Origin of the sequence: Sphingobacterium lactis (assembly GCF_011046555.1) — a bacterium.
GTDB classification, from domain to species: domain Bacteria; phylum Bacteroidota; class Bacteroidia; order Sphingobacteriales; family Sphingobacteriaceae; genus Sphingobacterium; species Sphingobacterium lactis.
On sequence record NZ_CP049246.1, the window covers coordinates 899116 to 921787 of the forward strand.

Below are 22672 nucleotides of genomic sequence, written 5' to 3' on the forward strand. Positions count from 1 at the left end.
TAAAGAGTTCTTTGACATATTGGAAGAAAAGAGATAACAAGAGAAGACAACAGAGGCACGGTCATTCCTTCGGGGATGGTACGGCCAAGAGCAACCTACCACTTGGCAAAAGGGGTGGTAGCGTGAAGAAAGTAAACAAGGGCACACGGGGGATGTCTAGGCTCTCAGAGGCGATGAAGGACGTGATAAGCTGCGATAAGCCACGGGGATCGGCAAATGCGAATCGATCCGTGGATTTCCGAATGGGGCAACCCGGCATGTTGAAGACATGCCATCAAATGAGGCGAACGCGCTGAACTGAAACATCTAAGTAGGCGTAGGAGGAGAAAATAACAATGATTTCCCAAGTAGTGGCGAGCGAACGGGAAAGAGCCCAAACCATGTTTGTTACGGCAATCATGGGGTTGTAGGACCACGACATTGTACTGTGCTATGAACTGGAAGCAGGTGGGAAACTGCGCGATAAGGGTGAGAGCCCCGTACAGGCAAAGAATACAGGCATAGTGGTATCCTGAGTACCGCGGGACCGGAGAAATCCTGTGGGAATCCGCCAGCACCATCTGGCAAGGCTAAATACTCCTGAGAGACCGATAGTGGACCAGTACCGTGAGGGAAAGATGAAAAGAACCCCGAACAGGGGAGTGAAAAGAACCTGAAACCGTGTGCTTACAAGCGGTCGGAGCGGAGCGATTCCGTGACGGCGTGCCTTTTGCATAATGAGCCTACGAGTTACTCTTGTCCGGCAAGGTTAATCGATTAAGTCGAGGAGCCGAAGCGAAAGCGAGTCTGAACAGGGCGCATAGTCGGACGAGGTAGACGCGAAACCTTGTGATCTACCCTTGGGCAGGTTGAAGGTGCGGTAACACGTACTGGAGGACCGAACCGATAAACGTTGAAAAGTTTCCGGATGACCTGAGGGTAGGGGTGAAAGGCCAATCAAACTGGGAAATAGCTCGTACTCCCCGAAATGTTTTTAGGAACAGCGTCGGCATATGAGTCTAGCAGAGGTAGAGCTACCGATTGGGTGCGGGGGAGTCAAATCCTACCAAATCCAGACGAACTCCGAATGCTGCTAGATATGGCCGGCAGTGAGGCTTTGGGTGCTAAGGTCCAAGGCCGAGAGGGAAAGAACCCAGACCATCAGCTAAGGTCCCCAAATCCGTTCTAAGTTGAACTAACGAGGTCCGGTTGCCCAGACAGCTAGGATGTTGGCTTGGAAGCAGCCATTCATTTAAAGAGTGCGTAACAGCTCACTAGTCGAGCGGCCGGGCGTGGATAATAAACGGGCATCAAGAACGGTACCGAAGCTATGGATTGCAATTTATTGCACTGGTAGGGGAGCATTCCATCGGGGGCGAATCCGCAGGGTGACCTGTGGTGGACCTGATGGAAAAGCAAATGTAGGCATAAGTAACGATAAGGCGGGTGGGAAACCCGCCCACCGAAAGACCAAGGTTTCCTGATCAACGCTAATCGGATCAGGGTCAGTCGGGACCTAAGGCGCATCCGAAGGGAGGCAGCCGATGGCCAACGGGTTAATATTCCCGTACTGTTGATGACTGCGATGTGGTGACGGAGTAGTGACACTGCCGCGAGCTGACGGAATAGCTCGTTGAAGGGCAAAGGTATTGGACCGGTAGGCAAATCCGCCGGTACAGCTGAAGCCCGATAGTACGGCAAACCCTCGGGGGCGCCGATAGTGCAGGTAAGCAGACTTCCAAGAAAACCCGCTAAGCTTCAGGTCATCAAGACCCGTACCGCAAACCGACACAGGTGGTCGAGGAGAGAATCCTAAGGTGCTCGAGTGAATCATGGCTAAGGAACTCGGCAAAATGGCCCTGTAACTTCGGGAGAAGGGGCGCTTCCTCCAGCGATGGAGAAGCCGCAGTGAAAAGGCCCAGGCGACTGTTTAGCAAAAACATATGGCTTTGCGAAATCGAAAGATGAGGTATAAGGCCTGACACCTGCCCGGTGCTGGAAGGTTAAGAGGGGATGTCATCCGCAAGGAGAAGCATTGAATCGAAGCCCCAGTAAACGGCGGCCGTAACTATAACGGTCCTAAGGTAGCGAAATTCCTTGTCGGGTAAGTTCCGACCTGCACGAATGGTGTAACGATCTGGGCGCTGTCTCAGCCATGAGCTCGGTGAAATTGTGGTATCGGTGAAGACGCCGGTTACCCGCAACGGGACGGAAAGACCCCATGAACCTTCACTATAGCTTAACATTGAAATTGGGTACAGGATGTGTAGGATAGGCGGGAGTATGTGAAGCGGTTTCGCCAGGAATCGTGGATACAACCTTGAAATACCGCCCTTTCTGTATTCGGTTTCTAATCCCGCTAAGCGGGAGACATTGTTTGGTGGGTAGTTTGACTGGGGTGGTCGCCTCCAAAAAGGTAACGGAGGCTTTCAAAGGTAAGCTCAGTACGCTTGGTAACCGTACGCGGAGTGCAATGGCATAAGCTTGCTTGACTGTGAGACCTACAAGTCGACCAGGGTCGAAAGACGGACATAGTGATCCGGTGGTTCTGTATGGAAGGGCCATCGCTCAAAGGATAAAAGGTACTCTGGGGATAACAGGCTGATCTCCCCCAAGAGCTCATATCGACGGGGAGGTTTGGCACCTCGATGTCGGCTCGTCACATCCTGGGGCTGGAGAAGGTCCCAAGGGTTGGGCTGTTCGCCCATTAAAGTGGCACGCGAGCTGGGTTCAGAACGTCGCGAGACAGTTCGGTCCCTATCTGTTGTGGGCGCTGGAAGTTTGAGTGGATCTGACCTTAGTACGAGAGGACCGGGTTGGACGGACCGCTGGTGAACCTGTTATGCCGCCAGGTGTACGGCAGGGTAGCTACGTCCGGGATAGATAAGCGCTGAAAGCATCTAAGTGCGAAACTAGCCACGAGATGAGACTTCCTCATAAGGGTCGTCGGAGATTACGACGTCGATAGGCCACAGGTGTAAAGGTTGAGAGACCAAAGCCGAGTGGTACTAATAGCCCGAAGCTTTCCAATGCGGATAGTCTGTTGTCCTCTCTCTTTTTTGATCTTTTCTTCCAATAACATGTCAATGATGGAATCATCCATCAAAAGGTATTCAGGTGCCTATATCGGCGGTGTCCACCTCTTCCCATTCCGAACAGAGAAGTTAAGCCCGCCAGAGCCGATGGTATTGCCGTAACAGGTGGGAGAGTAGGTCGGTGCCTAATTTTATACAGAAGGCCATCCTTGCAAAGGGATGGCCTTTTTTGTTAGTACCTGGTACTTAGTATTTAGTATCAAGTATTAAGAATTAAGACCCATGGCTTCCTTTCCGGCACGCTTGGGTCCAAATACCAACTACTAACTACTAATTACTGCCAAAAAGCCCCATGTTTCCTTACGGAACATGGGGCTTTTTGGTTTATGGGTCTAAATACTTAATACTAACTACTAAATACTAAATTCAGGTTATGCATACTTTGTATGCATAACCTGAATTTACTCTTCATCCTCATAGAACTCTACCAGGGAAGCGATATATGTATCGTTCCATCCTTCGACGATGTCATCGTAAGCTTCGTCGGGAATATTGGTATGTTTGATCTCCAGGGATGTTCCCTTTTTGTGTTCGTGGAGTTTCATGGTGACGATCGAGTCTTCCTCCTGTTCTCCGAAGTACCATTGCTGTACAATCTTGCTGTTCGGCTCCAGTTCAAGGAATTTACCGGTTATGGCTCCATCCCAAAGGGAAAACTCACCGCCCGGTACAGGATCGATTTCGACCAGATCACCAGTCCATAGGTGTATGGTCGTAGCTGTGGTCAAGGCCAAGTATAGTTGTTCCGGGTCTGTGTTAATGATATAATATTTTTTAAATTCTTTCATGCTTACTGTAACTAGAAAAAGATAATTCCTGTAAATTTACATAGATTTATTAGCATAGCATGAGTAATTTTCTGCCGAATGCCCTAATTAAAAGATTAGGTACCAACCCCAAATTCGATCAAGAAGCATTTATTGCCGCCCATCGTGATGGCGAGAAGCTGACCTCCATTCGCTTAAACCCGAATAAAGAGGTCAAGCTATCCTTACCCTTAGCCGGTCAGGTTCCTTGGTGTTCCTATGGCTATTATCTGGAGGAGCGGCCGCAGTTTACATTGGATCCCCTCTTTCATGCTGGTTGTTATTATGTGCAGGAAGCTTCCTCCATGTTCATCGGGCATATCCTGAATCATCTGAAGGTGGGAGATTCCCCTATCCGGGCATTGGATGTCTGTGCAGCGCCGGGTGGAAAGTCTACCCTATTGAATTCCTATCTGGATGGGCAGAGCTTGCTTGTGGCCAACGAAATCATCAAGAGCAGATCAGTAGTCCTCCAGGAGAATATGATCCGCTGGGGCGCCGCAAATGTCGTCGTATCGAATAATGATCCGTCCGCATTTCGCCGCTTGCCCGGCTTCTTTGATCTTGTCCTGGTAGATGCGCCGTGTTCCGGATCGGGTATGTTCCGCAAAGATGAGGATAGTATCGATGAATGGTCAGAAGCCAACGTCAAGCTATGCAGTGAAAGGCAGCAACGGATCCTTTCCGAAATCATGGGCAGCATAAGTACCAATGGCTATCTCCTGTATTCCACCTGTTCTTATTCAGCGGAAGAGAATGAACAAATCCTCGATTGGTTGATCGATACATATGAATTGAAGAGCGTGGATATCCCGATTGAAGAACAGTGGGGGATTGAAAGAACGACCTCTGATGTCCACGGAGCTCACGGTTATCGCTTTTATCCACACAAAGCGCAGGGTGAGGGTTTCTTCATCGGTGTCCTGCAAATGTCGGGCATCAATCCCTCTTTTCCCCTAAAGAAATTGAAAACGGAGAAAGCCCCGGTTTCGAGAGATGCGCTTAAAGGATGGGTACAGGATCCAGATCAATTCGGTTATTTTGTGCACAACGACAATATCCATATCTTCCCCAAATCCTTAGAACTGCCTATAAAAGCTGTGCAGCAGGTATTATACCTGAAAAATGCTGGGACAATGATCGGTAAATGGCTGGGCAGGGAATTGATCCCTTCTCATGATCTCGCCTTAAGCATCCATCAGGATTCTGACATACGATCGGTGGAACTGGAGTTGGACGATGCGCAGAACTTCCTGCGTAAGGAACCATTGCCTGTGGAATTATTTGCCGATGTGAAAAAAGGCTGGTGCCTGGTAACCTTTCAGGGTGTATCGATCGGATGGGTAAAAGTATTGGGGAATAGGGTGAACAACTATTATCCAAAGGAAGTCCGCATTGCGAACCTTTAAGATAGTTGTTGCAAGATGAGGTGGCAGATATCAATGGCGACCTCTTCTTTTGACTTCAGGTCGAAAGCCATAACCTGGCCATCTTTTTGAATTACCGTGACCTTATTGGTGTCGTGGGCAAAGCCAGCACCTTTATCCTGCATGCTATTGAGGACGATAAAATCAAGGTTCTTTCGTTTTAGCTTGTCCTTGGCGTTTTCCAGTTCATTGTTGGTCTCCAATGCAAAACCGACTAAAACTTGGTCAGGACGCTTCTGAGCACCCAATGTGGCTAAGATATCTTTGGTTTTCTGAAGTGCGATGGAAAAATCTTCAGCTTTCTTCTTAATCTTCTGATCAGCGACCTCTGTTGGGGTGTAATCGGCTACGGCCGCACTCATCACCGTGATATCTGCAGCAGGAAAGTGTTCTGCGCAGGCATCAAGCATCTGTTGCGCCGACTTCACATCAATTTTCCGTACGCCTTTGGGTGTAGTTAGTGCAGTTGGGCCGCTTACCAAAGTTATCTCAGCTCCAAGTTTTGCCAATTGCCCTGCGATGGCATAGCCCATTTTACCGCTGGAGTGGTTTCCAATGAAACGAACGGGGTCTATGGCTTCATAGGTAGGTCCGGCGGAAACCAATGCTTTTTTTCCCTTCAGCGGCAAGTCCTGTTCCAGATTCATGCTGATGAAATCGAGAATTTCTTCCGGTTCGGCCAAACGTCCTTCACCAACTAGGCCACTCGCCAATTCTCCATTTCCAGGTTGAATGATCAGGTTGCCGTAAGATTCCAGAAGCGCGATATTATTTTTTACAGCAGGGTGGATCCACATATCCAAGTCCATTGCTGGAGCGATATAGACTGGGCTTTTCGCTGATAGATAGACTGCTTGGACCAGGTTGTCGCAGAGTCCCTGCGCACATTTCGCCAAGGTATTGGCCGTTGCCGGGGCAATGAGGATCAGGTCTGCAGCTTGGGCAATATGGACATGGTTATTCCACTCCCCAGTTTTAGGGTCGTAATAATCGACCAGAACGGGGTTACCGGATAGGGTGGAAAGGGTAAGGGGAGTAATAAATTGGGTCGCCTCTTCGGTCATGAGGACTTGAATCGACGCACCCGCCTTTCTCAGTAAACGGACCAACGTTGCAATTTTGTAAGCGGCAATACTGCCACTTACAGCAATTACAATATGTTTGTCCCTTAAAGGCATCTTTTTCTGATTACTCTTGTTCTTTAGATGGGTTTCTAAAGTATACTTTATCGTGCAAGAATTCGTCAACCGCTACCAATGTAGGCTTAGGCATACGCTCATAATGTTTTGAGATCTCGATTTGCTCACGATTTTCGAACACTTCCTCTAAATTATCATTGCTGCTCGCAAATTCAGAAAGCTTTTGGTTCAACTCTTCTTTCATGTCCACAGCGATTTGGTTCGCACGTTTGCTGATTACGACGATAGATTCGTACAGGTTGTCTGTGCTCTGGTCCAACTCTCTTAAGTCACGAGTTACCGTGCTGTTTGGAACGGTGTTTTTATTCTGGTTCATATATATAAAAATATAGATATATTATTCAATTATTTTGCTTCAGTTTCGATAGGGACGCCATTAGGTGTAGAGACACCCAAGTCCTTCTCTTGCTGTTTTCTGTTTTTCTCATCATTGGCCAAGATCTTCAGTGCCGTTGCGATCTTGCGGTCTGCGGAACTTCGCAATCCGTTCGCCTCACTGATGTACTTGCTTTCTGGATAATGTTCAGCAAAGCTGTCGTAGTAATCGATCATTTGGTTGAAGCGCTCTTCCTGACGGTGCGGATAGCTGTTGTCGGCAAAGAGGTATTGCGATTTCACCAAAAGGAATTCGATTTCTTCAGCATGCTTGGTATCTGGATACTCCTTCAACACATTCTCCAATGCGATAACGGCCGCACGGTAATCATCCGGTAAGCCCATGTTGTAGTACAACTTGGCGTTATCGAAGGCTTTCTTTTCCAATTTTTCGCGAAGATTCTGGATCAGGTCACCGGCTTCCTTGGCGCGCTCCGACTCCGGATAGAGATTTACAAAGAGCTGCAATTGATCGATCGCTTTACGGGTATTCTCTTGATCGAGGTTCGACCGTGGAGAATCGAGGTAATAACAGTAAGCAGACATAAACCGACATTCCTCGGCACGCGGGGAGTTCGGGTAGCTGGTTGCGAAATTACCAAAGTGAAAGCGAGCCGAGATATAATCCTTCAACTTGTAAGCCGAATAGGCTGTATAATAGTTGAGATCTTCTGCATCGGCGGTACCGCGATATTTCGTTAGGAGTTCCTGGAATAAGGTCAATGCCTTGGAGTACTTCTCTTTCTCGTAGTACTTTACAGCCTCCTGATACTTCATTTGCACATTATTGCTGGCACGTAGTTTTTCGAATTTACTCTTACAACTGCCCAGACTCAATAAAAGAAACAAGCCTACAATTAGGCTAAATACATGATTCTTTAAAAACATTCCACAAAGATACGTGAATTAATACTAATATTCAATTATAAATGATATGCGAAAATAAAGGAAATCAACATTTATGGTCCCATATATAACCCGTTTTAACAATCTTTAACTATCATTGGCGGTACCAAAGCACATTATTAGCTAGGTGGCTAATTTCGAGGCTATTACCTAGGGACGAGCAATTCACGTAATTGCACCGATAGGCAAGGGGATAAATGCTTTGATTTCTATCGCTTTTCACTTCGTTTCGTCAAAGCAATGTTGAAATCCATTGTAATTAGAGTTCCTTTATTTAAAAAATAGCTATATTTACATTTAAAATAAATTATTGAATAGAACAATGACCTTATTAGATAGAGTAGAGCAAGCACTGGATACCATGAGACCGTACTTACAAACTGATGGTGGTAATGTTTCTATTGAAGAGATTACGCCAGATAATATTGTGAAATTGAAATTGTTGGGAACTTGCGCCAATTGTTCTATGAGTATCATGACCTTTAAGGCCGGTCTTGAACAGGCCATAAAAAAGGCTGTTCCGGAGATCGTGGCTGTAGAAGCCATCAATCTAACGGACATGAATGATCCAAATGCAATTAATCCCAACCAATTGTAATAAAAATATTAGGTACTGTTAACACAATTTAACAGCGACCCAACACCGATTTTCCATAGTTTTGTGGTAATGAAAGCCTTATATAAATATCTATTGCTTATTGCCCTTTTTTCTATTTTCGGATCAGTCAATGCTCAGGAAAAGAAAATCGTGCAATTTTCCGGCTATATCATAGCAGAGGGAACGGATGTTGCCGTGCCTTATGTGTCGATTCGGAACAATAGCTATGGCAATGAGGGCTTCACGGCCAATCATGAAGGATTTTTCTCCTTCGTGGCGCATGTTGGAGATGTCATCGAATTGACCTCCATCGGTTATAGGAACGTAAAGGTTACTATTCCAAATGTGAGCAGTGATAAATATTCAACCCGGATAGAAATGATTCCCCTGATCGAGGAACTTCCGGTAGTTACCATTGGTCCGCCACTTCCATGGGCCAGTATTGAGGAGTTCAACATGGAGTTCTTGGCGTTAAATATTGGCTATGATGATGTCCTTACCGCCAAACGGAACCTATCTCCACAGGCAATGGCTGCGCTATCCCGCATCGTTCCCCGGAGTGCTGAAGAAATCCAAGCGTACAGCACAATGCAGCGCCACCTCAATATGTCCAATCGGAACATCAATCCAAGCATGAACAATCCATTACTGAATCCCTTTGCATGGGGCAGCTTGATCAACCAGATTAAGCGTGGAGATTTCAGCAGGCAACGGCTGAAGTACTAGAGTTCATTTCATTGGGCAAGTAGTCGCAAGCCCGTTCCGTTATACACTTTTTAAGCCGTTAAAGCCTTTTACATTGAGGCGGGACGCCATGTAGGATACAATGGTGGATACGATCATGACCGTGACAAAGATCAACACCAGATCCATATAGCGAACGTCGACTGGATAGGACTCAAAGAGCGAGCCTTCTCCTGTTTTAACGAATCCGTATCGTTCCTGCAACAGACAGAAAATCAAACCGATTACCGCGCCAACGAAACTTCCGATCATGGCGATCATCATCCCTTGGTAGAAAAAGATGTTTTGGATCAGGTTATTGTTGGTACCCAGACTGTTCAATACGACCATATCCTGCTTTTTATCGATAACCAACATGGTCAATGACCCGATGATATTGAAAATCGCAATGATGCCGATGATGGTGACAATAAAGAACACGATCCATTTTTCCGACTTAACGGTCTTGTATAGTGTAGGGTTCTGTTGTTCCCTGTTCTTTACGGTGTACTTGTCTCCAATGATTCCCTGAATTTCTTTCTGGATCTTTGTGGAATTGTCATTGTTCGCATAGATCTCGATGGCCGAGATTTGGTCGTGCTCATTGAGCAAATCCTTTGCAAAGTCCAACGGAACAATGATGAGGTCTTCAAAGCCTGGTTGATAGCCCAGGATTCCGCTCGGCCTGATCGCTCGGGATCGGATATCTTCCAAAGGATTGATGTTGGAAGGGGAGGCATGTTTGTCCGGTATGTTGAGCATGACTGAATTATCTATGCCATGCAGGGGGATCTGTAGGTTGGCCTGCACCGTTGTGCCGAGAATGGCGAAATAGGTGCTGTCCTGCTGGATAGAAAGATTTCCCTCCAAGAGCATGTCGCCATTGGACATATGCTGTAGGCTGCTCGATTCCACTCCCTTCAAACGCCCGACGAATTGCTGGTGGTGGTATTCCGCCAAAACCTTGTCCTCCAAAACTTCACTATAGGATGTGATCTGTGGTAAGTTCCGGACTGCAGTAAACACCTCGTCCTTACCGGAAAATACCTTTCCAGAAGTTGGTTCTATGCGGTATTCCGGAGAAAATATACTGTATTGCGAAAGAATGAATTTTTCCAATCCATTGTAAAACGAGAGCACGATCACCAAGGCTGCCGTGCTGACCAACACGCCGACCATACTGATCGTCGAGATGATGTTGATCGCGTTGACCGACTTCTTGGAGAAGAGGTATCGTTTTGCAAAGAATAATGGAAGTTTCATAGCCTTAACCTCGTATAAATGGATTCGATTGCTTTTCCTCTTTTACGGTCGTTGTCGGGCCATGACCTGGGTATACAACAGTTTCCTCGGGTAAGGTATAGATCCTTGTCGCAATGCTGTCTAAAAGCTGTTGATGATTGCCTCCAGGGAGATCTGTCCTTCCTATGCTGCTTTTAAAAAGCACATCTCCTCCAATGAGGAAGTTGTGTTCTCGGCTGTAGATGCACAGGTGTGCCGGAGAATGGCCAGGTGCCAGAATCAGTGACAATTCTTCGTCTCCCAGTTTCAGGATATCACCCTCATTTAGGAAAGTTTCCGGGATAGGGGAAGGTTCGTATCGGATGCCCATTTGTGGCGCGTAATTCTGTACCTGGATCACAAGGGGCAACTCACCTTCATGGAATTGCGGCGTCAGCCCGTATTTTTCCGAAACAAATTTATTGCCCAGTACATGATCGATATGCCCATGCGTATTGATTAAGAGCACCGGTTTGAGTTGATTCTTTTCGATATAGTCACTGAAATAGTTTTCCTCCTGGTAGTTGTGCATACCCGGATCAACTATGATGCATTCTTTTTCATCGTTATAGATGACATACGTGTTTTCCTGATAAGGATTGAATGTAAATGTTTGAATGTGCAGCATAGCCAAAAATAGAAATTATTTCAGTTATTCCCTATTGGAAAGGTTAATGGAGAAAAATAGATCCCCAAAAACCATTATTGTGGTTGGTTCCAGATCTCCCAGTTCTTTTCCGCTTGGAGGATGAGCATTTCATAGCCATTTTTAATGGTGGCTCCCCGCAGTTTGCCTTGCTTTAGGAAAAGGGTCTCTTCCGGATTGTAGATGAGATCGTACAATAGATGATCCGCTGAAATGTCCTCATATGGGATATCCGGACACTCCTCAACGTTAGGATAGGTGCCCAGAGGGGTACAATTGATAAGTAGTGGGGTATTGCGGATGAGCTGTTCATCCAGATCTGCATAGGATAGGTTTTCCGCTGTCTTCGTTCGGCTAACGATCTGAAACGGGATGCCCAGTTTTTGGAGCGTATAGGTAACAGCTTTTGTCGCACCTCCATTGCCGAATACCAAGGCACGCTTGTGCTGTGGTTTAAGTAGGGGCAGCAGGGATCCCTCAAAACCGAAAGCATCGGTATTGAAACCTTTCAGGTAGAACTTGCCGTCCTTGTTATGGATCTGGATACAATTTACCGCGCCCATCTCTTTTGCTTCCGGAGAAAGCTCGTCCAGATAGGGGATGATGTCCTGTTTATAGGGGATCGTTACGTTCACCCCATAAAAATTTCCATCCCTCTGGTAAAGGGATGGAAATGCTGTAATATCGGCTAAAGGGTAAAGATCATAGGCTATGTCTTCAATGCCCTCTCTTTCGAATTTGTCTAGGTAATATTTCTTGGAAAAGGAATGCCCCAATGGGTATCCTATTAATCCGAGTCGTCTCATCTATTTTCGCTATAACGTTTAATGATGTCCACAATGATCTGATTGCCCTGCAGTTGGGGCAAGTATTCGAACAACAGATAATGCTTCTCTGGGTCTACATTCAAGGCCAATTCTAGATAATTCAGTGCATCATTGTACTTGCCGGATGCGAACAGGTAAGCCACCATTCTGTAATATAGCGTAGCAACTTCCGGATTGCATTTGATGGCATCGGAAATCACCTCGATAGCATCTACCAGGCGTGATTGTTCAAACAAAAGTGATGAATAGTCCAACCATGCGTCTGAATCCGTAGGATTTAATTCCACGACCTTTGCATAGGCTTCAATGGACTGATCAAACTGTTTAAGTTTATACCGTGCATCGGCAATCGCGAACCAATAATCAGGATTTTCCGCATCGAGTTCCAACGCTTTCTTGTAGAAATGCAAGGATTCAAAATAGCGCTCCTCAAAATCCAGGGTTACACCAATGCCAAACCAGGCGTCACTCTGTCCACTGTCCAGTTTAACGGCCTTTTTATAGTATTGTCTAGCTTCGTCCATGCGCTCCAACTTTTCGTAACACTCTCCGATTGCACAGTAAGTGTCTGCACTTGGCGTTTCATGTTCAAAGGTCTGCTTGTAGACGTCAATGGCTTCAGCATAGCGGTCAAGATTCACCAATGCATTTCCCTTATTGAAATAGGCCGATGAGAAATTATCCTTGATCAGGATGGCATAATCGTACGCATCGATGGCTGCGTCGAAATCCCCGGTCTTGTGGTAGGCATTACCTAAGTTATACCATGCTGCAAAGGAATAAGGATCCGTATCGATGAATTTAAGGTAGAACTTGATGCTCTCCTCTTGCTTTTCCATGATGTCATAGCAATAAGCAATCTCATAGAGTGCATCTTGATTATCCTTGTTCAGCTTAAGGTTCTTCTGCAGATAATGTATCGCTTTATTGAATTCTCCCCGTGCCTGATACAGGTTTGCCAATTGATAATACACTTCCTCTTTGGAATCGGTCAACTCCAATGCCTTCATGTAATTCTCCTCCGCCAGTTCATCCTGACAGGTTGCGGAATATACACTTCCCCTGAACAGATAGATATCTGATTCCGAAGGTTCCAATAATTCGGCTTTGGCAAGTACGGTTAACGCATCATCAAAGTTCAGTGTGCTAATTAATAGCTGTGCTTTGCGTAATAAGAATGAGGTTTCGAATGGATGTTGGGATGATGCAAATTCAGTAACCTGCAATGCATTGACGAAATCGTTTTTGGAAAAGTAATATTCGATAATGCTTTCGAATGCTTTTGCATCAAAGAAATACTGATCTTCATTTCTCAACATCTCTTCATATCTGTCTACCGAGAACTTCTGTTCTTCTGGTGAACCAAACTCAAAATCTTCTTCCATTATTCTCCTCCCTTGTTAATATGTTGGCTAAATCCACAAATACATAATGAAAATACTATTTTTCCACTATTGAAAATGCATTTGTTTTCCACATATTCACATTTATAGACTTAACCAATTGACAAAGGTAAAGTTTTAATAATAATTTAATTGTCAATTGTTACGGTTAACGCTGTGGATACGTTAAGTTTTTGATGGCACTGTATACAAAAAAAGCCAGCTTTTCAGCTGGCTTTCTTTATTTAAAATTGTTAATTAATTAACAATTATTTTTTGATTTCAACACGACGGTTTTGAACGCGTCCTTCTTCTGTGTCGTTAGAAGCAACTGGGTTAGATTCACCTTTACCAGAAGCATTGATGTTTGAAGCAGATACACCAGCGTTAACTAGGTATTGTTTTACTGCGTTCGCACGGTCAGTAGACAAGTTCATGTTGTAAGCTTCAGTACCTTCTGCAGATGCATAACCATCTAAAGTTACAGTACCGTTAGAATCTTTCAATTCTTTAGCTAATTTATCCAAAGTTGAGTAAGATTCAGTTTTCAATACGGAGCTATCGAATTCGAATTGAATTGGAGCGTAGTATCCTGAAACTGTTCCGTCAGTAAGTTGTTGAGCTTCTGGGAATTTGATTGGACAACCAGAACCGTCAACTACTGTACCAGCAGGAGTACCTGGACATTTGTCAAATTTATCAGAAACACCGTCACCATCAGAGTCTTTGCTCAATTGATCAACAGTACCTTCTAAAGTAGATACGCGTTGTTTCAAAGCTTCAACTTCGTTACGTAGGGATGGATCTTTCAACTCATCGTACAATGTAGCAACTGGGTTAGCGAAAGTTAAGTTTTCTTTATCACGAGAACCTAAAGTGAACTCTAAACCACCGTATACGTTAGAGAATTTTTGTTTTCCGTCGTAACGAGCTGGACCGTATAACAAGTTGTCATCAGTGAAGTTCATTGTGTAACCTAAGTTCAAGGCAACAACTTCAGACAATTTGAATTTAACACCAACACCAACTGGAACGTATCCTGTTAAACGGTTGTCACGATCACCAACTTTTTCACGGTCACCGAAGATCTCTTCACCCCATTTACCTTCGTTGTTGTAAACTGGAGTACCTGAGAAATCGTTGCTAGCGTATTGAACTGGGTTATGAGCCATAACACCTAAACCTACTTTAGCGTAGAAGTTAACTGCATTCTCTCTTCTCATGAAGTCGATAGTACCTAATTGGAATACACCATTTAAGCTAGCTGCCCAGTTAACAGAAGTTTCAGCAGATTTTGCGTTTAAGCCGTTCTCAACACCTGCAAGGTCATGGTTGTAAGTTTTGATACGACCACGGTTACCTTCTAATTCTAAACCGAATAAGTGAGAGAATTGTTTACGGATAGTTAAACCGTAGTACTCACCTACTTTGTTTTGGAAGTAACCAACTTTTTGACCGAAAGCGTTTTGGCCACCTAAGATCGTGTTAGGAGTAGTGATACCACCTTGAACACCGATTGACCAAGTTCTGTATTGTGATCTACCACCAAATACAGTTGGGGTTTGTGCTTGTGCAGTTTCAGCGAAACCTAAAGCGGCTACTAAAGAAGCTGCAACAGCTGTTTTTTTAATTGTAGAATAGTTCATACTCTTTTTTTTAAGGTTATTAAAATTTTTAATTGTTTCTAGTTGTTCAAAAAAATCAATTTAACATAACTTAACAATAACGATGCCAAAAAATGTTAAATTGAAAAAAGGCTATTTTTTATTCATATATAGCACTCTTGACGCGTAAAAATACTTATTAACAAGATACAACGCAAATTTTTTGTTAAAACTTTATTATATTTCAATAAAGACAACCGCACTTTTTGCAAGTTGTCTGATTTTTACTACAAGATATAGTGGATTACTGCTAAAGTTAATCCGCCCAACAGCGCGCTTACAGGAATCGTTAAGATCCACGCCCAGAGTAAACTAATGGTTACACCCCAGCGAACTGCGGAAACACGCTTCACCAAACCTACTCCGATGATCGAACCCGTAATGGTATGCGTAGTCGATACCGGAATACCGAAGTGCTCCGTGATACCTAAAGTAATGGCTCCAGCCGTTTCTGCACTCACGCCTTCTAATGGAGTTACTTTCGTGATCTTGGTTCCCATTGTTTTAACGATCTTCCAACCACCGCTCATAGTTCCAGCAGCGATTGCTACATAACAGGCTAGCGGAACCCATCCCGGCATCTCTTCAAATGTGCCTATCACGTTTCCGGCAATTAAGGCCGTTGCGATAATACCCATTACTTTCTGCGCATCATTACCGCCGTGAGCAAAACTTAAGGCTCCTGAGGAAACCAATTGGAGAAACTTGAACCATTTCTCGGCAACGGCAGGTCTTGAATTTTTACAGATATTAATAATGATAAGGGTAATGATGATAGAGATGATCATACCCATTAAAGGAGCGAGTACGATAAAGGATACAATTTTCAGTGTTGCGCTGATATTGATCGCTTCCAAGGGATTGACGCCTTGAAAAACTGCGAATGCCATTCCCGACCCTGCGAAACCACCGATCAAGGTATGGCTGGAACTGGAAGGGATGCCGTAATACCAAGTAAACAGGTTCCAGGAAATCGCTGCAACCAAACCTGCGAAAATAACTTCCAGCGTTATGTATTCTTCAATTACCGTTTTGGCAATGGTGTTAGCGACCTTATGGTCTGTGAACACGAAGTATGCAACGAAATTGAAAAATGCTGCCCAGAGTACGGCCACAAATGGCGTCAGTACTTTGGTAGAAACTATGGTTGCAATCGAATTGGCCGCATCATGAAATCCATTGATATAATCAAAGGCAATTGCCAACACAATTACAACTACTAATAATGTTATCATATATAAAAATGATTCTGAGTCCTAAATTCCGACTACGCGTTCTTTACAAGAATGCTTTCCAATACGTTTGCAACATCCTCACATTTGTCCGTTGCATCCTCCATCGCCGATAACACTTCTTTGTTCTTGATCAGGTTGATGGCATCCTTTTCATATTCGAAAAGTTCTGCAACCGCTTTATCGAAGATATAATCCGCTTTATTCTCTACACTATTAATACGTACACAAGAATCAGTGATGTTGCGGATGTTCTTTAGGTCCTTCAACTCGAATAGGGCTTTGGCCACATGTTCGGTCGCTTCCAGGATCAGGCTGGAAATTTCTTTCATCGCTTCGCTGGTTTCTGTAACCTTATATAACTCCATGCGGTTAGATGCACCATGGATGAAATCGGCAACATCATCCAATGAGCTCGCCAAGGCATGGATATCCTCACGGTCAAATGGAGTGATGAAGTTTTTTCCTAGTTCAAGATGGATCTGGTGAGTTAGGTTATCTCCTTTGTGTTCCAAGTCTTCCAAAACCTTGGAATTATCTTTACGAAGTTGAAGATCAGTGGTATGTACACTTTCCTTTAGCAATTTGGCCATTTCGATGAGGTTAGATCCGGCCTGCTCAAATAGGGGGAAAAATTTCTTGTCCTTAGGGACAAAGTATTGAAAGATGCTGTTCAAAGACATAACTTTTATTTTAAGTAGCGCAAAATTATGCACTTAATGTTAAGTTAATGTTAAGTTTTCATAAAAGGCGAATTTTAAGCCTTTTCCAGCGTAAAAGAAAAGGTCGTTCCGATGCCTTCCGTACTGCGGACATGGACATTCTGCTGGTGCGCTTCAATAATATGTTTGACGATCGCCAAGCCCAATCCAGATCCCCCAACTTCCCTTGAACGACTCTTATCGGCCCGGAAGAATCTTTCAAAAACCCGAGAAAGGTTTTTTTCTTCGATACCATGACCGTTATCCGTAATTTCTATCAATACCTGATCGATTAGGGGCAATACCTTAATATGTGTCTCGCCACCTTTTTTACCATATTTAATGGAGTTGTCAATAAAGTTGATGAGCACCTGTTGGATTTTCTTTCTATCGGCGCGTACGAAAATTGGATAGTTACCTTTCGTATTGTAATTTAAGGTGATGTTATTTTCCTTGGCCTTATAATCCAAGTCATCGATGGTTTCCTTAATTAAAGGATTGAGATCAAATTTCTCCTTTTTGATGATCACCTCTCCAGATTCCAGCTTTGCTATCTCATCCAGGTCATGGATCAAGTAACTCAGGCGATCCAAGTTACGTGATGCTTTATTTAAAAAGTTCACCGCCATGGTCGGGTTTTCCTCCAGCATACCATCCTGTAGGGTTTCAATATATCCTTGGATTGCAAACAGCGGCGTCTTGAACTCGTGGGAAATATTGGACAGGAATTCCTTTCTGAATTTTTCCTGAGCTTTCAATTGGTTGATTTCGGTAGTCTTCTGCTTTGCCCAGTCCCGAACTTCTTTTTCCGCATCGCCGATCGGGTCTTCCGATTTGTGGTCGCCCAGGGCATCCTTAAGTTCCTTACCCAGTTTGAGGTTATGGATGAGTTTGTATACGGCCTTTATCCGCTCGTACACAAATTTCTGGAACACATAGTTTAGTAGGCTGAACGAAAGGACAAAACTTAATATCAAGATGAATAGAAAAGTAGGCAGATCGCGTTCATAGTAATAGTTCATCCCCGAGAGAGCCAGGGAAAAAATAAAGCTTATGATTAAGATCAGACTACGAAAATTCATCTTTTCGTTATTTATAGCGATGGGATATTACGAGAATTGACCAATGATGGTTTTTCCGCCGGTTACCTTATCTCCAATATTGACATTGATTTTCGTGTCCAACGGCAGAAATAGATCCACACGGGAACCGAATTTAATAAAACCGAATTCATCACCTTGTTGCACTTCTTGACCTTCCTTTACATACCAAACGATACGGCGAGCCATTGCGCCGGCAATTTGGCGGAACAGTACCTCCACTCCAACAGAGTTCTTCACAACTATGGTCGTACGTTCATTGTCCGTGGAAGATTTTGGGTGCCATGCCACCAGGAATTTACCAGGGTGGTATTTAAAGAAGCTGACGATACCCGTCATTGGGTTCCTATTCACATGCACATTGATGGGTGACATGAATATGGACACCTGTAGACGGCGTTCCTTGAAATATTCAGTTTCCTCTGCTTCCTCGATAACCACAACTTTTCCATCTGCAGGGCATAGGATTACCTTTTCATCCAATGCAATGGTCTTGATGGGGCTTCTGAAAAACTGAACGATTGTAATAAAGAGAATGGCCGATACGATATAGATGATCCACTTAACCACAGGACCTGCGTCATAATAATGGGCGACGGCATTAATGATGAAGATAAATAATACAACTAACGCTAAACTCGTATATCCTTCTTTATGGAATTTCATGGTAATAATTTTGTGCAAATATAATTATATCTTGCTAATAGCTATGATTCATTTTTGCGCTCAACTGCGATCGAATGAAAGACAACCGCACCGGTTTGATTTTTATCAAATTTCCCACGGATGGTCAATTCATCGTCGATGTACTTTTCATCAACGAAAGAAGGTACATAATGTTGTAATCCTTCAACCTGTGCCTTGAACAATTTACGCATTTCCTTGGGTACATCTTTCTTTATGGAAGGTTTTGATGCCTCTCCATTTCTGTCAACATGGACCGTATATTCAAAATCTCCCGATGCAACCTCCATCGGCGCATCAAAATCTGCAAACGGAGCAGTAAAATAATCGTTCAGGTACATAGTGAAACCGATGAAGTCATCATATGTACACGGTTTCGACACCAAAAGTTCTCCACGAAGAAAGGGTTCCGGTGGTAAAAGGCTAAAGCGTGGCGCTGCGTATTCTGTTTCAGTCAACAGGTCTACCGCTTGTAACAAATACCCTTCCTTGTATATTTCTTCCGCAACAATGTCCTTTATTTTATCGGTTTCATAAAAGATCTGCCAATAGCCGTGAGGCAATCCATTTTTCATTTTGCCCTTAAATCCAATATATGGATAGCCATAGGGGTTGTATCCCTGAAAAGGTACTTTGAATTCATAGGTGCCTTCACCCTCGAGGACGCGAGCACGCCCTTTCTGGTCGTAGAAATTGACGATTTTTGCAAAATCGCCGCTAAAGTCGACTGTCATCATCAATTTTCCATCCGGGTAATAGTATTTCCACTGTCCGGTTGGGGAGTTTTCGGCATAGGTCACCTCCCATTTCATGATTCCATTGGGATGGTAAGCCTTGAAGAGACCTTCTTTTGAACCATTTGTATAGTTTCCTTCCAAAATCACGCGTCCAGTGAAATCAAAATCCGTAAACGTACCGTTCAACTTGGCCGTGTTTGCATCAAAAGCACCTACACGCTCGATGGTCCTAAACTCGCAATTTTTGTCCACAAGGAAATAATTCTGATCGTAATAGAACCTAACTTCTGATCCTGAGGATTCAAAATAAACAGGCTTAGTTTCCTGCGCCCAGGAAACAAGTGTTAATAAGCAAAAAAGGAATCCCAATGTGAACTTCATCATATACATGTATTAATGTGCTTCAAGCCAATTTCTACCCTCACCGATTTCGATTTCGATCGGAACCTGCATTTTAATGGCATTTTTCATGCGATCGGCGATGATTTCCTTGAAAATAGCGACCTCTTCCCGAGGGACATCAAACACAAGCTCATCATGCACCTGCATGATCATTTTACCTTTTAGACCCTTGGTTTTGATATCCTCTTGAATTCGGATCATCGCAATCTTGATCAAATCTGCCGCAGAACCTTGGATAGGTGCATTGATGGCATTTCGTTCTGCAAAACCACGAACCGTCATATTTGCGGAATTGATGTCACGCAGGTACCGACGGCGTTTCAATACGGTTTCGACATAGCCATTTTCTTTAGCAAACTCAATCACCTCACCCATATAAGTACGAATGCCTGTATATTGTTTGAAATACTGCTCAATGATTTCTGCAGCTTCTTTTCTGGAAATGCCCAAGTTCTGAGAAAGTCCAAATGCGGACTGGCCGTAGATAATGCCGAAGTTCACGGCTTTGGCATTCCGGCGCATGTTGCTATCCACCTCTTCCAGTGACACGCCATATACCTTGGCTGCCGTAGCGCGGTGAATATCCAGACCCTGATTAAAGGCATCCAACATATTCACATCCTTGCTCAGTTCCGCCATGATGCGCAGTTCTATCTGCGAATAATCCGCCGACAACAGCACCCAATCATCGGACCGGCTGATAAAGGCCTTGCGTACCTCGCGACCTTTTTCGGTACGGATGGGGATATTTTGCAGATTCGGATTTGTCGAGCTCAAACGACCTGTTGCCGCAACAGCTTGGTTGTAGGAGGTGTGGATGAGGCCAGTGTTCGAATTGATCAATGCCGGAAGTGCATCTACGTAAGTAGATTTCAACTTCTGTAACTGGCGGAATTCCAGGATATCCTGTACGATATCCGATTTGTTCGCCAAGGCCAGAAGCACGTCCTCACCGGTTTTATACTGTCCGGTTTTGGTCTTTTTGGCCTTCGGATCCAACTGCAACTTATCGAATAGCACTTCCCCAAGCTGTTTCGGGGATGCGATGTTGAAGGTCACGCCTGCTTTTTCATAGATCTGCTGTTCCAATCTTTTCACATCCTTCTCGATATCCTGTGAAAATGTGCCCAATGTGGCTACATCCACTTTCACCCCATTCTGTTCGATTTCCGCCAATACTTTCAGTAAGGGGAATTCAACCTCCTGCGCTAACTGCAATGTGGAGGTTTCTTTTAATAGGGGTTCAAACTTCTGTTGCAATTGCAAGGTGATATCAGCATCTTCCGCTGCATATTCCTTAATTTTTTCCAGTTCTACATCCCGCATATTCCCTTGGTTCTTGCCCTTGGCACCGATCAGGTCAGTAATGGAAACAGGGGTGTAATTCAGGTATGTTTCGGACAGATAGTCCATGTTATGCCGGGTATCCGGATCGATCAGGTAATGGGCGAGCATGGTGTCAAAGAATTCTCCCTGAACATCAACGCCATACCTGGACAACAACAGGATGTCATATTTTAGATTCTGACCAATCTTCAGAATGGCCGGGTTTTCGAACAATGGCTTGAATAGGTCCACAGTTGCCTGCGCCAAGGTTTGATCAGGACTCACTGGAACATAGTAGGCTTCCTTCTCTTTTATACTGAATGAGATGCCCACTAGTTCGGCTTGCATGGCGTCCAAGCCTGTGGTTTCTGTGTCAAAGCAGAAAGATTTTTCGCTGCTTAGGCGGTCTATTAATGCTTTTTGATCATCAAACGTTTCGACCAGGGTATAAGTATGTTCGGTGTTTTCAATGTTCGTAAGGACAGGGCTCTCCTCAATGGTACCGGACAAGGACGCAGCTTTTGCACCATCGATATTGGCATCCACATGCACCGCGAACAGGTCCATCTGTCCCGATTTTGGGCCAGTGGTCTCGGTAATGCTAAAGGCTTCACCGAATACCCGTTTACCGAGTGTCCTGAATTCCAGCTCGACGAACAAAGGCTCCAATAATTCCTTCGATGCCGGGTCTAATGTTAGCGCCTGTTCATCCAGTTCCACTGGAACATCCAGTTGAATGGTGGCTAATCGTTTGGAAATTAATCCCTGTTCGGTAAAATTCTCAACGTTTTCCTTTAGTTTTCCTTTTAATTTATCCGTATTCTGTACCAGGTTTTCGATGGAACCAAATTCCTGGATCAGCTTTTTGGCGGTTTTTTCGCCGATACCCGGAATGCCTGGGATATTGTCGACGGCATCACCCCACAGCCCCAAGATATCGATCACTTCATGGACATTGTTGATTTCCCATTTTTCAAGGATCTCCGGAACGCCCAATATCTCGGCGCCATTGCCCATGCGCGCTGGCTTATAGATAAAAATGTTCTCGGACACCAATTGACCGAAATCTTTATCGGGGGTCATACAGTAAACGGTATAGCCCGCCTGTTCCCCTTTCTTTGCCAAGGTTCCAATGATATCATCGGCTTCATACCCGTCCATGGTAATGATCGGAATATTGAAGCCCTCAATCAACCGGTGGATATAGGGAATGGAAGCCGCCAGATCTTCGGGCATTTTTTCACGTTGGGCCTTATAGGCCTCGAACTCTAAATGCCGATTCGTTGGTGCCGCCGTATCGAATACGACCGCGATATGGGAAGGTTTCTGATTGTTTAAAACATCCAGTAAGGTGTTACAGAAACCCATGATGGCTCCTGTATTCAATCCATATGAGGTAATTCGGGGAGTCTTGCTCAGCGCAAAGTAGGCACGGTATATCAATGCCATCCCGTCTAATAGAAATAACTTTTTCAAATTCTTAAGGTTTTGCCTTTCCAACAAAGTTAACAAAATCAATTTCACGTAAAGATTAATTATTTTTTCCATTTTTGCGGAAGGATAATCTAAAATTTAGGGTAAA

At 44.4% G+C, this 22672-nt stretch carries 18 protein-coding genes and 2 rRNA genes; 5 read left to right on the plus strand and 15 right to left on the minus strand.

Features of this window, described 5'->3' with window-relative positions; translation table 11 throughout:
- Positions 1–125: 125 nt before the first annotated feature.
- Positions 126–3010, plus strand: a 23S ribosomal RNA gene (locus G6N79_RS03985).
- 82 nt (positions 3011–3092) lie between these two features.
- Positions 3093–3204, plus strand: a 5S ribosomal RNA gene (rrf, locus tag G6N79_RS03990).
- A 271-nt stretch (positions 3205–3475) separates the two neighbouring features.
- On the opposite strand, the gene G6N79_RS03995 is transcribed toward rrf, so the two are convergent.
- Positions 3476–3862, minus strand: a complete 387-nt coding sequence (locus tag G6N79_RS03995; RefSeq protein WP_103905645.1) for an SRPBCC domain-containing protein — start codon at positions 3860–3862, stop codon at positions 3476–3478.
- Positions 3863–3921: 59 nt separating this feature from the next.
- Between G6N79_RS03995 and G6N79_RS04000 the strand changes: the two genes are divergently transcribed.
- Positions 3922–5289: a methyltransferase RsmF C-terminal domain-like protein gene (locus G6N79_RS04000; protein ID WP_103905644.1), complete on the plus strand. Its 1368-nt coding sequence runs from the start codon at positions 3922–3924 to the stop codon at positions 5287–5289.
- On the opposite strand, the gene coaBC is transcribed toward G6N79_RS04000, so the two are convergent.
- Genes coaBC through G6N79_RS04015 form a run of 3 tightly spaced genes read right to left on the minus strand, consistent with a single transcriptional unit; the run spans position 5286 to position 7769 of the window.
- Positions 5286–6485 (minus strand): bifunctional phosphopantothenoylcysteine decarboxylase/phosphopantothenate--cysteine ligase CoaBC, encoded by a 1200-nt coding sequence (gene coaBC / locus G6N79_RS04005; protein WP_103905643.1) that lies wholly within the window; start codon positions 6483–6485, stop codon positions 5286–5288. The two genes, G6N79_RS04000 and coaBC, sit on opposite strands and share 4 nt — an antisense overlap.
- A 10-nt stretch (positions 6486–6495) precedes the next feature.
- Complete coding sequence (locus G6N79_RS04010; protein WP_103905642.1) at positions 6496–6822, minus strand: DNA-directed RNA polymerase subunit omega; 327 nt, start codon at positions 6820–6822, stop codon at positions 6496–6498.
- Between the two features lie 29 nt (positions 6823–6851).
- Positions 6852–7769, minus strand: coding sequence for an outer membrane protein assembly factor BamD (locus tag G6N79_RS04015; RefSeq protein WP_103905641.1), 918 nt, complete (start codon positions 7767–7769; stop codon positions 6852–6854).
- 340 nt (positions 7770–8109) lie between these two features.
- On the opposite strand from G6N79_RS04015, the gene G6N79_RS04020 reads away from it, so the two are divergent.
- Positions 8110–8385 (plus strand): NifU family protein, encoded by a 276-nt coding sequence (locus G6N79_RS04020; RefSeq protein ID WP_103905640.1) that lies wholly within the window; start codon positions 8110–8112, stop codon positions 8383–8385.
- A gap of 69 nt (positions 8386–8454) precedes the next feature.
- Complete coding sequence (locus tag G6N79_RS04025; protein ID WP_103905639.1) at positions 8455–9111, plus strand: hypothetical protein; 657 nt, start codon at positions 8455–8457, stop codon at positions 9109–9111.
- A 39-nt stretch (positions 9112–9150) separates the two neighbouring features.
- Here the strand turns inward: G6N79_RS04025 and G6N79_RS04030 are convergent, their stop codons facing one another.
- The 11 genes from G6N79_RS04030 to polA form a co-directional block, all read right to left on the minus strand.
- Positions 9151–10371, minus strand: coding sequence for an ABC transporter permease (locus tag G6N79_RS04030; RefSeq protein ID WP_103905638.1), 1221 nt, complete (start codon positions 10369–10371; stop codon positions 9151–9153).
- A 4-nt stretch (positions 10372–10375) separates the two neighbouring features.
- A complete protein-coding gene (locus tag G6N79_RS04035; protein WP_103905637.1) occupies positions 10376–11017 on the minus strand; it encodes an MBL fold metallo-hydrolase in 642 nt (213 codons plus the stop codon).
- 74 nt (positions 11018–11091) lie between these two features.
- On the minus strand, positions 11092–11841 hold the full coding sequence (locus G6N79_RS04040) for a shikimate dehydrogenase family protein (protein WP_103905636.1): 750 nt from the start codon (positions 11839–11841) through the stop codon (positions 11092–11094).
- Positions 11838–13247, minus strand: a complete 1410-nt coding sequence (locus G6N79_RS04045) for a tetratricopeptide repeat protein (RefSeq protein ID WP_103905635.1) — start codon at positions 13245–13247, stop codon at positions 11838–11840. The genes G6N79_RS04040 and G6N79_RS04045 overlap by 4 nt, the downstream gene beginning before the upstream one ends.
- Before the next feature lie 266 nt (positions 13248–13513).
- Positions 13514–14890 carry an OmpA family protein gene (locus G6N79_RS04050; protein WP_103905634.1) on the minus strand — a complete coding sequence of 459 codons (1377 nt, stop codon included), beginning with the start codon at positions 14888–14890 and terminating at the stop codon, positions 13514–13516.
- 245 nt (positions 14891–15135) lie between these two features.
- Positions 15136–16143, minus strand: a complete 1008-nt coding sequence (locus G6N79_RS04055; RefSeq protein ID WP_103905633.1) for an inorganic phosphate transporter — start codon at positions 16141–16143, stop codon at positions 15136–15138.
- Positions 16144–16175: 32 nt separating this feature from the next.
- The gene (locus tag G6N79_RS04060; RefSeq protein ID WP_103905632.1) at positions 16176–16823 is read right to left on the minus strand and encodes a DUF47 domain-containing protein; all 648 of its coding nucleotides are present in this window, start codon (positions 16821–16823) and stop codon (positions 16176–16178) included.
- Between the two features lie 74 nt (positions 16824–16897).
- Positions 16898–17923: a sensor histidine kinase gene (locus tag G6N79_RS04065; RefSeq protein ID WP_103905631.1), complete on the minus strand. Its 1026-nt coding sequence runs from the start codon at positions 17921–17923 to the stop codon at positions 16898–16900.
- Between the two features lie 27 nt (positions 17924–17950).
- Positions 17951–18607, minus strand: a complete 657-nt coding sequence (locus G6N79_RS04070; protein WP_103905630.1) for a phosphatidylserine decarboxylase family protein — start codon at positions 18605–18607, stop codon at positions 17951–17953.
- Between the two features lie 41 nt (positions 18608–18648).
- On the minus strand, positions 18649–19746 hold the full coding sequence (locus G6N79_RS04075) for a toxin-antitoxin system YwqK family antitoxin (RefSeq protein ID WP_160003664.1): 1098 nt from the start codon (positions 19744–19746) through the stop codon (positions 18649–18651).
- A 9-nt stretch (positions 19747–19755) separates the two neighbouring features.
- Complete coding sequence (gene polA, locus G6N79_RS04080) at positions 19756–22566, minus strand: DNA polymerase I (protein ID WP_103905668.1); 2811 nt, start codon at positions 22564–22566, stop codon at positions 19756–19758.
- Positions 22567–22672: the final 106 nt, after the last annotated feature.

Coding starts and splice junctions, on each gene's coding strand:
- G6N79_RS04015 (WP_103905641.1), bottom strand. CDS start 7,769: ATGTTTTTAAAGAATCATGTATTTAGCCTAATTGTAGGCTTGTTTCTT.
- G6N79_RS04065 (WP_103905631.1), bottom strand. CDS start 17,923: ATGAATTTTCGTAGTCTGATCTTAATCATAAGCTTTATTTTTTCCCTG.
- G6N79_RS04045 (WP_103905635.1), bottom strand. CDS start 13,247: ATGGAAGAAGATTTTGAGTTTGGTTCACCAGAAGAACAGAAGTTCTCG.
- G6N79_RS04060 (WP_103905632.1), bottom strand. CDS start 16,823: ATGTCTTTGAACAGCATCTTTCAATACTTTGTCCCTAAGGACAAGAAA.
- G6N79_RS04040 (WP_103905636.1), bottom strand. CDS start 11,841: ATGAGACGACTCGGATTAATAGGATACCCATTGGGGCATTCCTTTTCC.
- G6N79_RS04070 (WP_103905630.1), bottom strand. CDS start 18,607: ATGAAATTCCATAAAGAAGGATATACGAGTTTAGCGTTAGTTGTATTA.
- G6N79_RS04050 (WP_103905634.1), bottom strand. CDS start 14,890: ATGAACTATTCTACAATTAAAAAAACAGCTGTTGCAGCTTCTTTAGTA.
- G6N79_RS04025 (WP_103905639.1), top strand. CDS start 8,455: ATGAAAGCCTTATATAAATATCTATTGCTTATTGCCCTTTTTTCTATT.
- G6N79_RS04020 (WP_103905640.1), top strand. CDS start 8,110: ATGACCTTATTAGATAGAGTAGAGCAAGCACTGGATACCATGAGACCG.
- G6N79_RS04000 (WP_103905644.1), top strand. CDS start 3,922: ATGAGTAATTTTCTGCCGAATGCCCTAATTAAAAGATTAGGTACCAAC.
- G6N79_RS04035 (WP_103905637.1), bottom strand. CDS start 11,017: ATGCTGCACATTCAAACATTTACATTCAATCCTTATCAGGAAAACACG.
- G6N79_RS04075 (WP_160003664.1), bottom strand. CDS start 19,746: ATGATGAAGTTCACATTGGGATTCCTTTTTTGCTTATTAACACTTGTT.
- coaBC (WP_103905643.1), bottom strand. CDS start 6,485: ATGCCTTTAAGGGACAAACATATTGTAATTGCTGTAAGTGGCAGTATT.
- G6N79_RS04010 (WP_103905642.1), bottom strand. CDS start 6,822: ATGAACCAGAATAAAAACACCGTTCCAAACAGCACGGTAACTCGTGAC.
- G6N79_RS04030 (WP_103905638.1), bottom strand. CDS start 10,371: ATGAAACTTCCATTATTCTTTGCAAAACGATACCTCTTCTCCAAGAAG.
- G6N79_RS03995 (WP_103905645.1), bottom strand. CDS start 3,862: ATGAAAGAATTTAAAAAATATTATATCATTAACACAGACCCGGAACAA.
- G6N79_RS04055 (WP_103905633.1), bottom strand. CDS start 16,143: ATGATAACATTATTAGTAGTTGTAATTGTGTTGGCAATTGCCTTTGAT.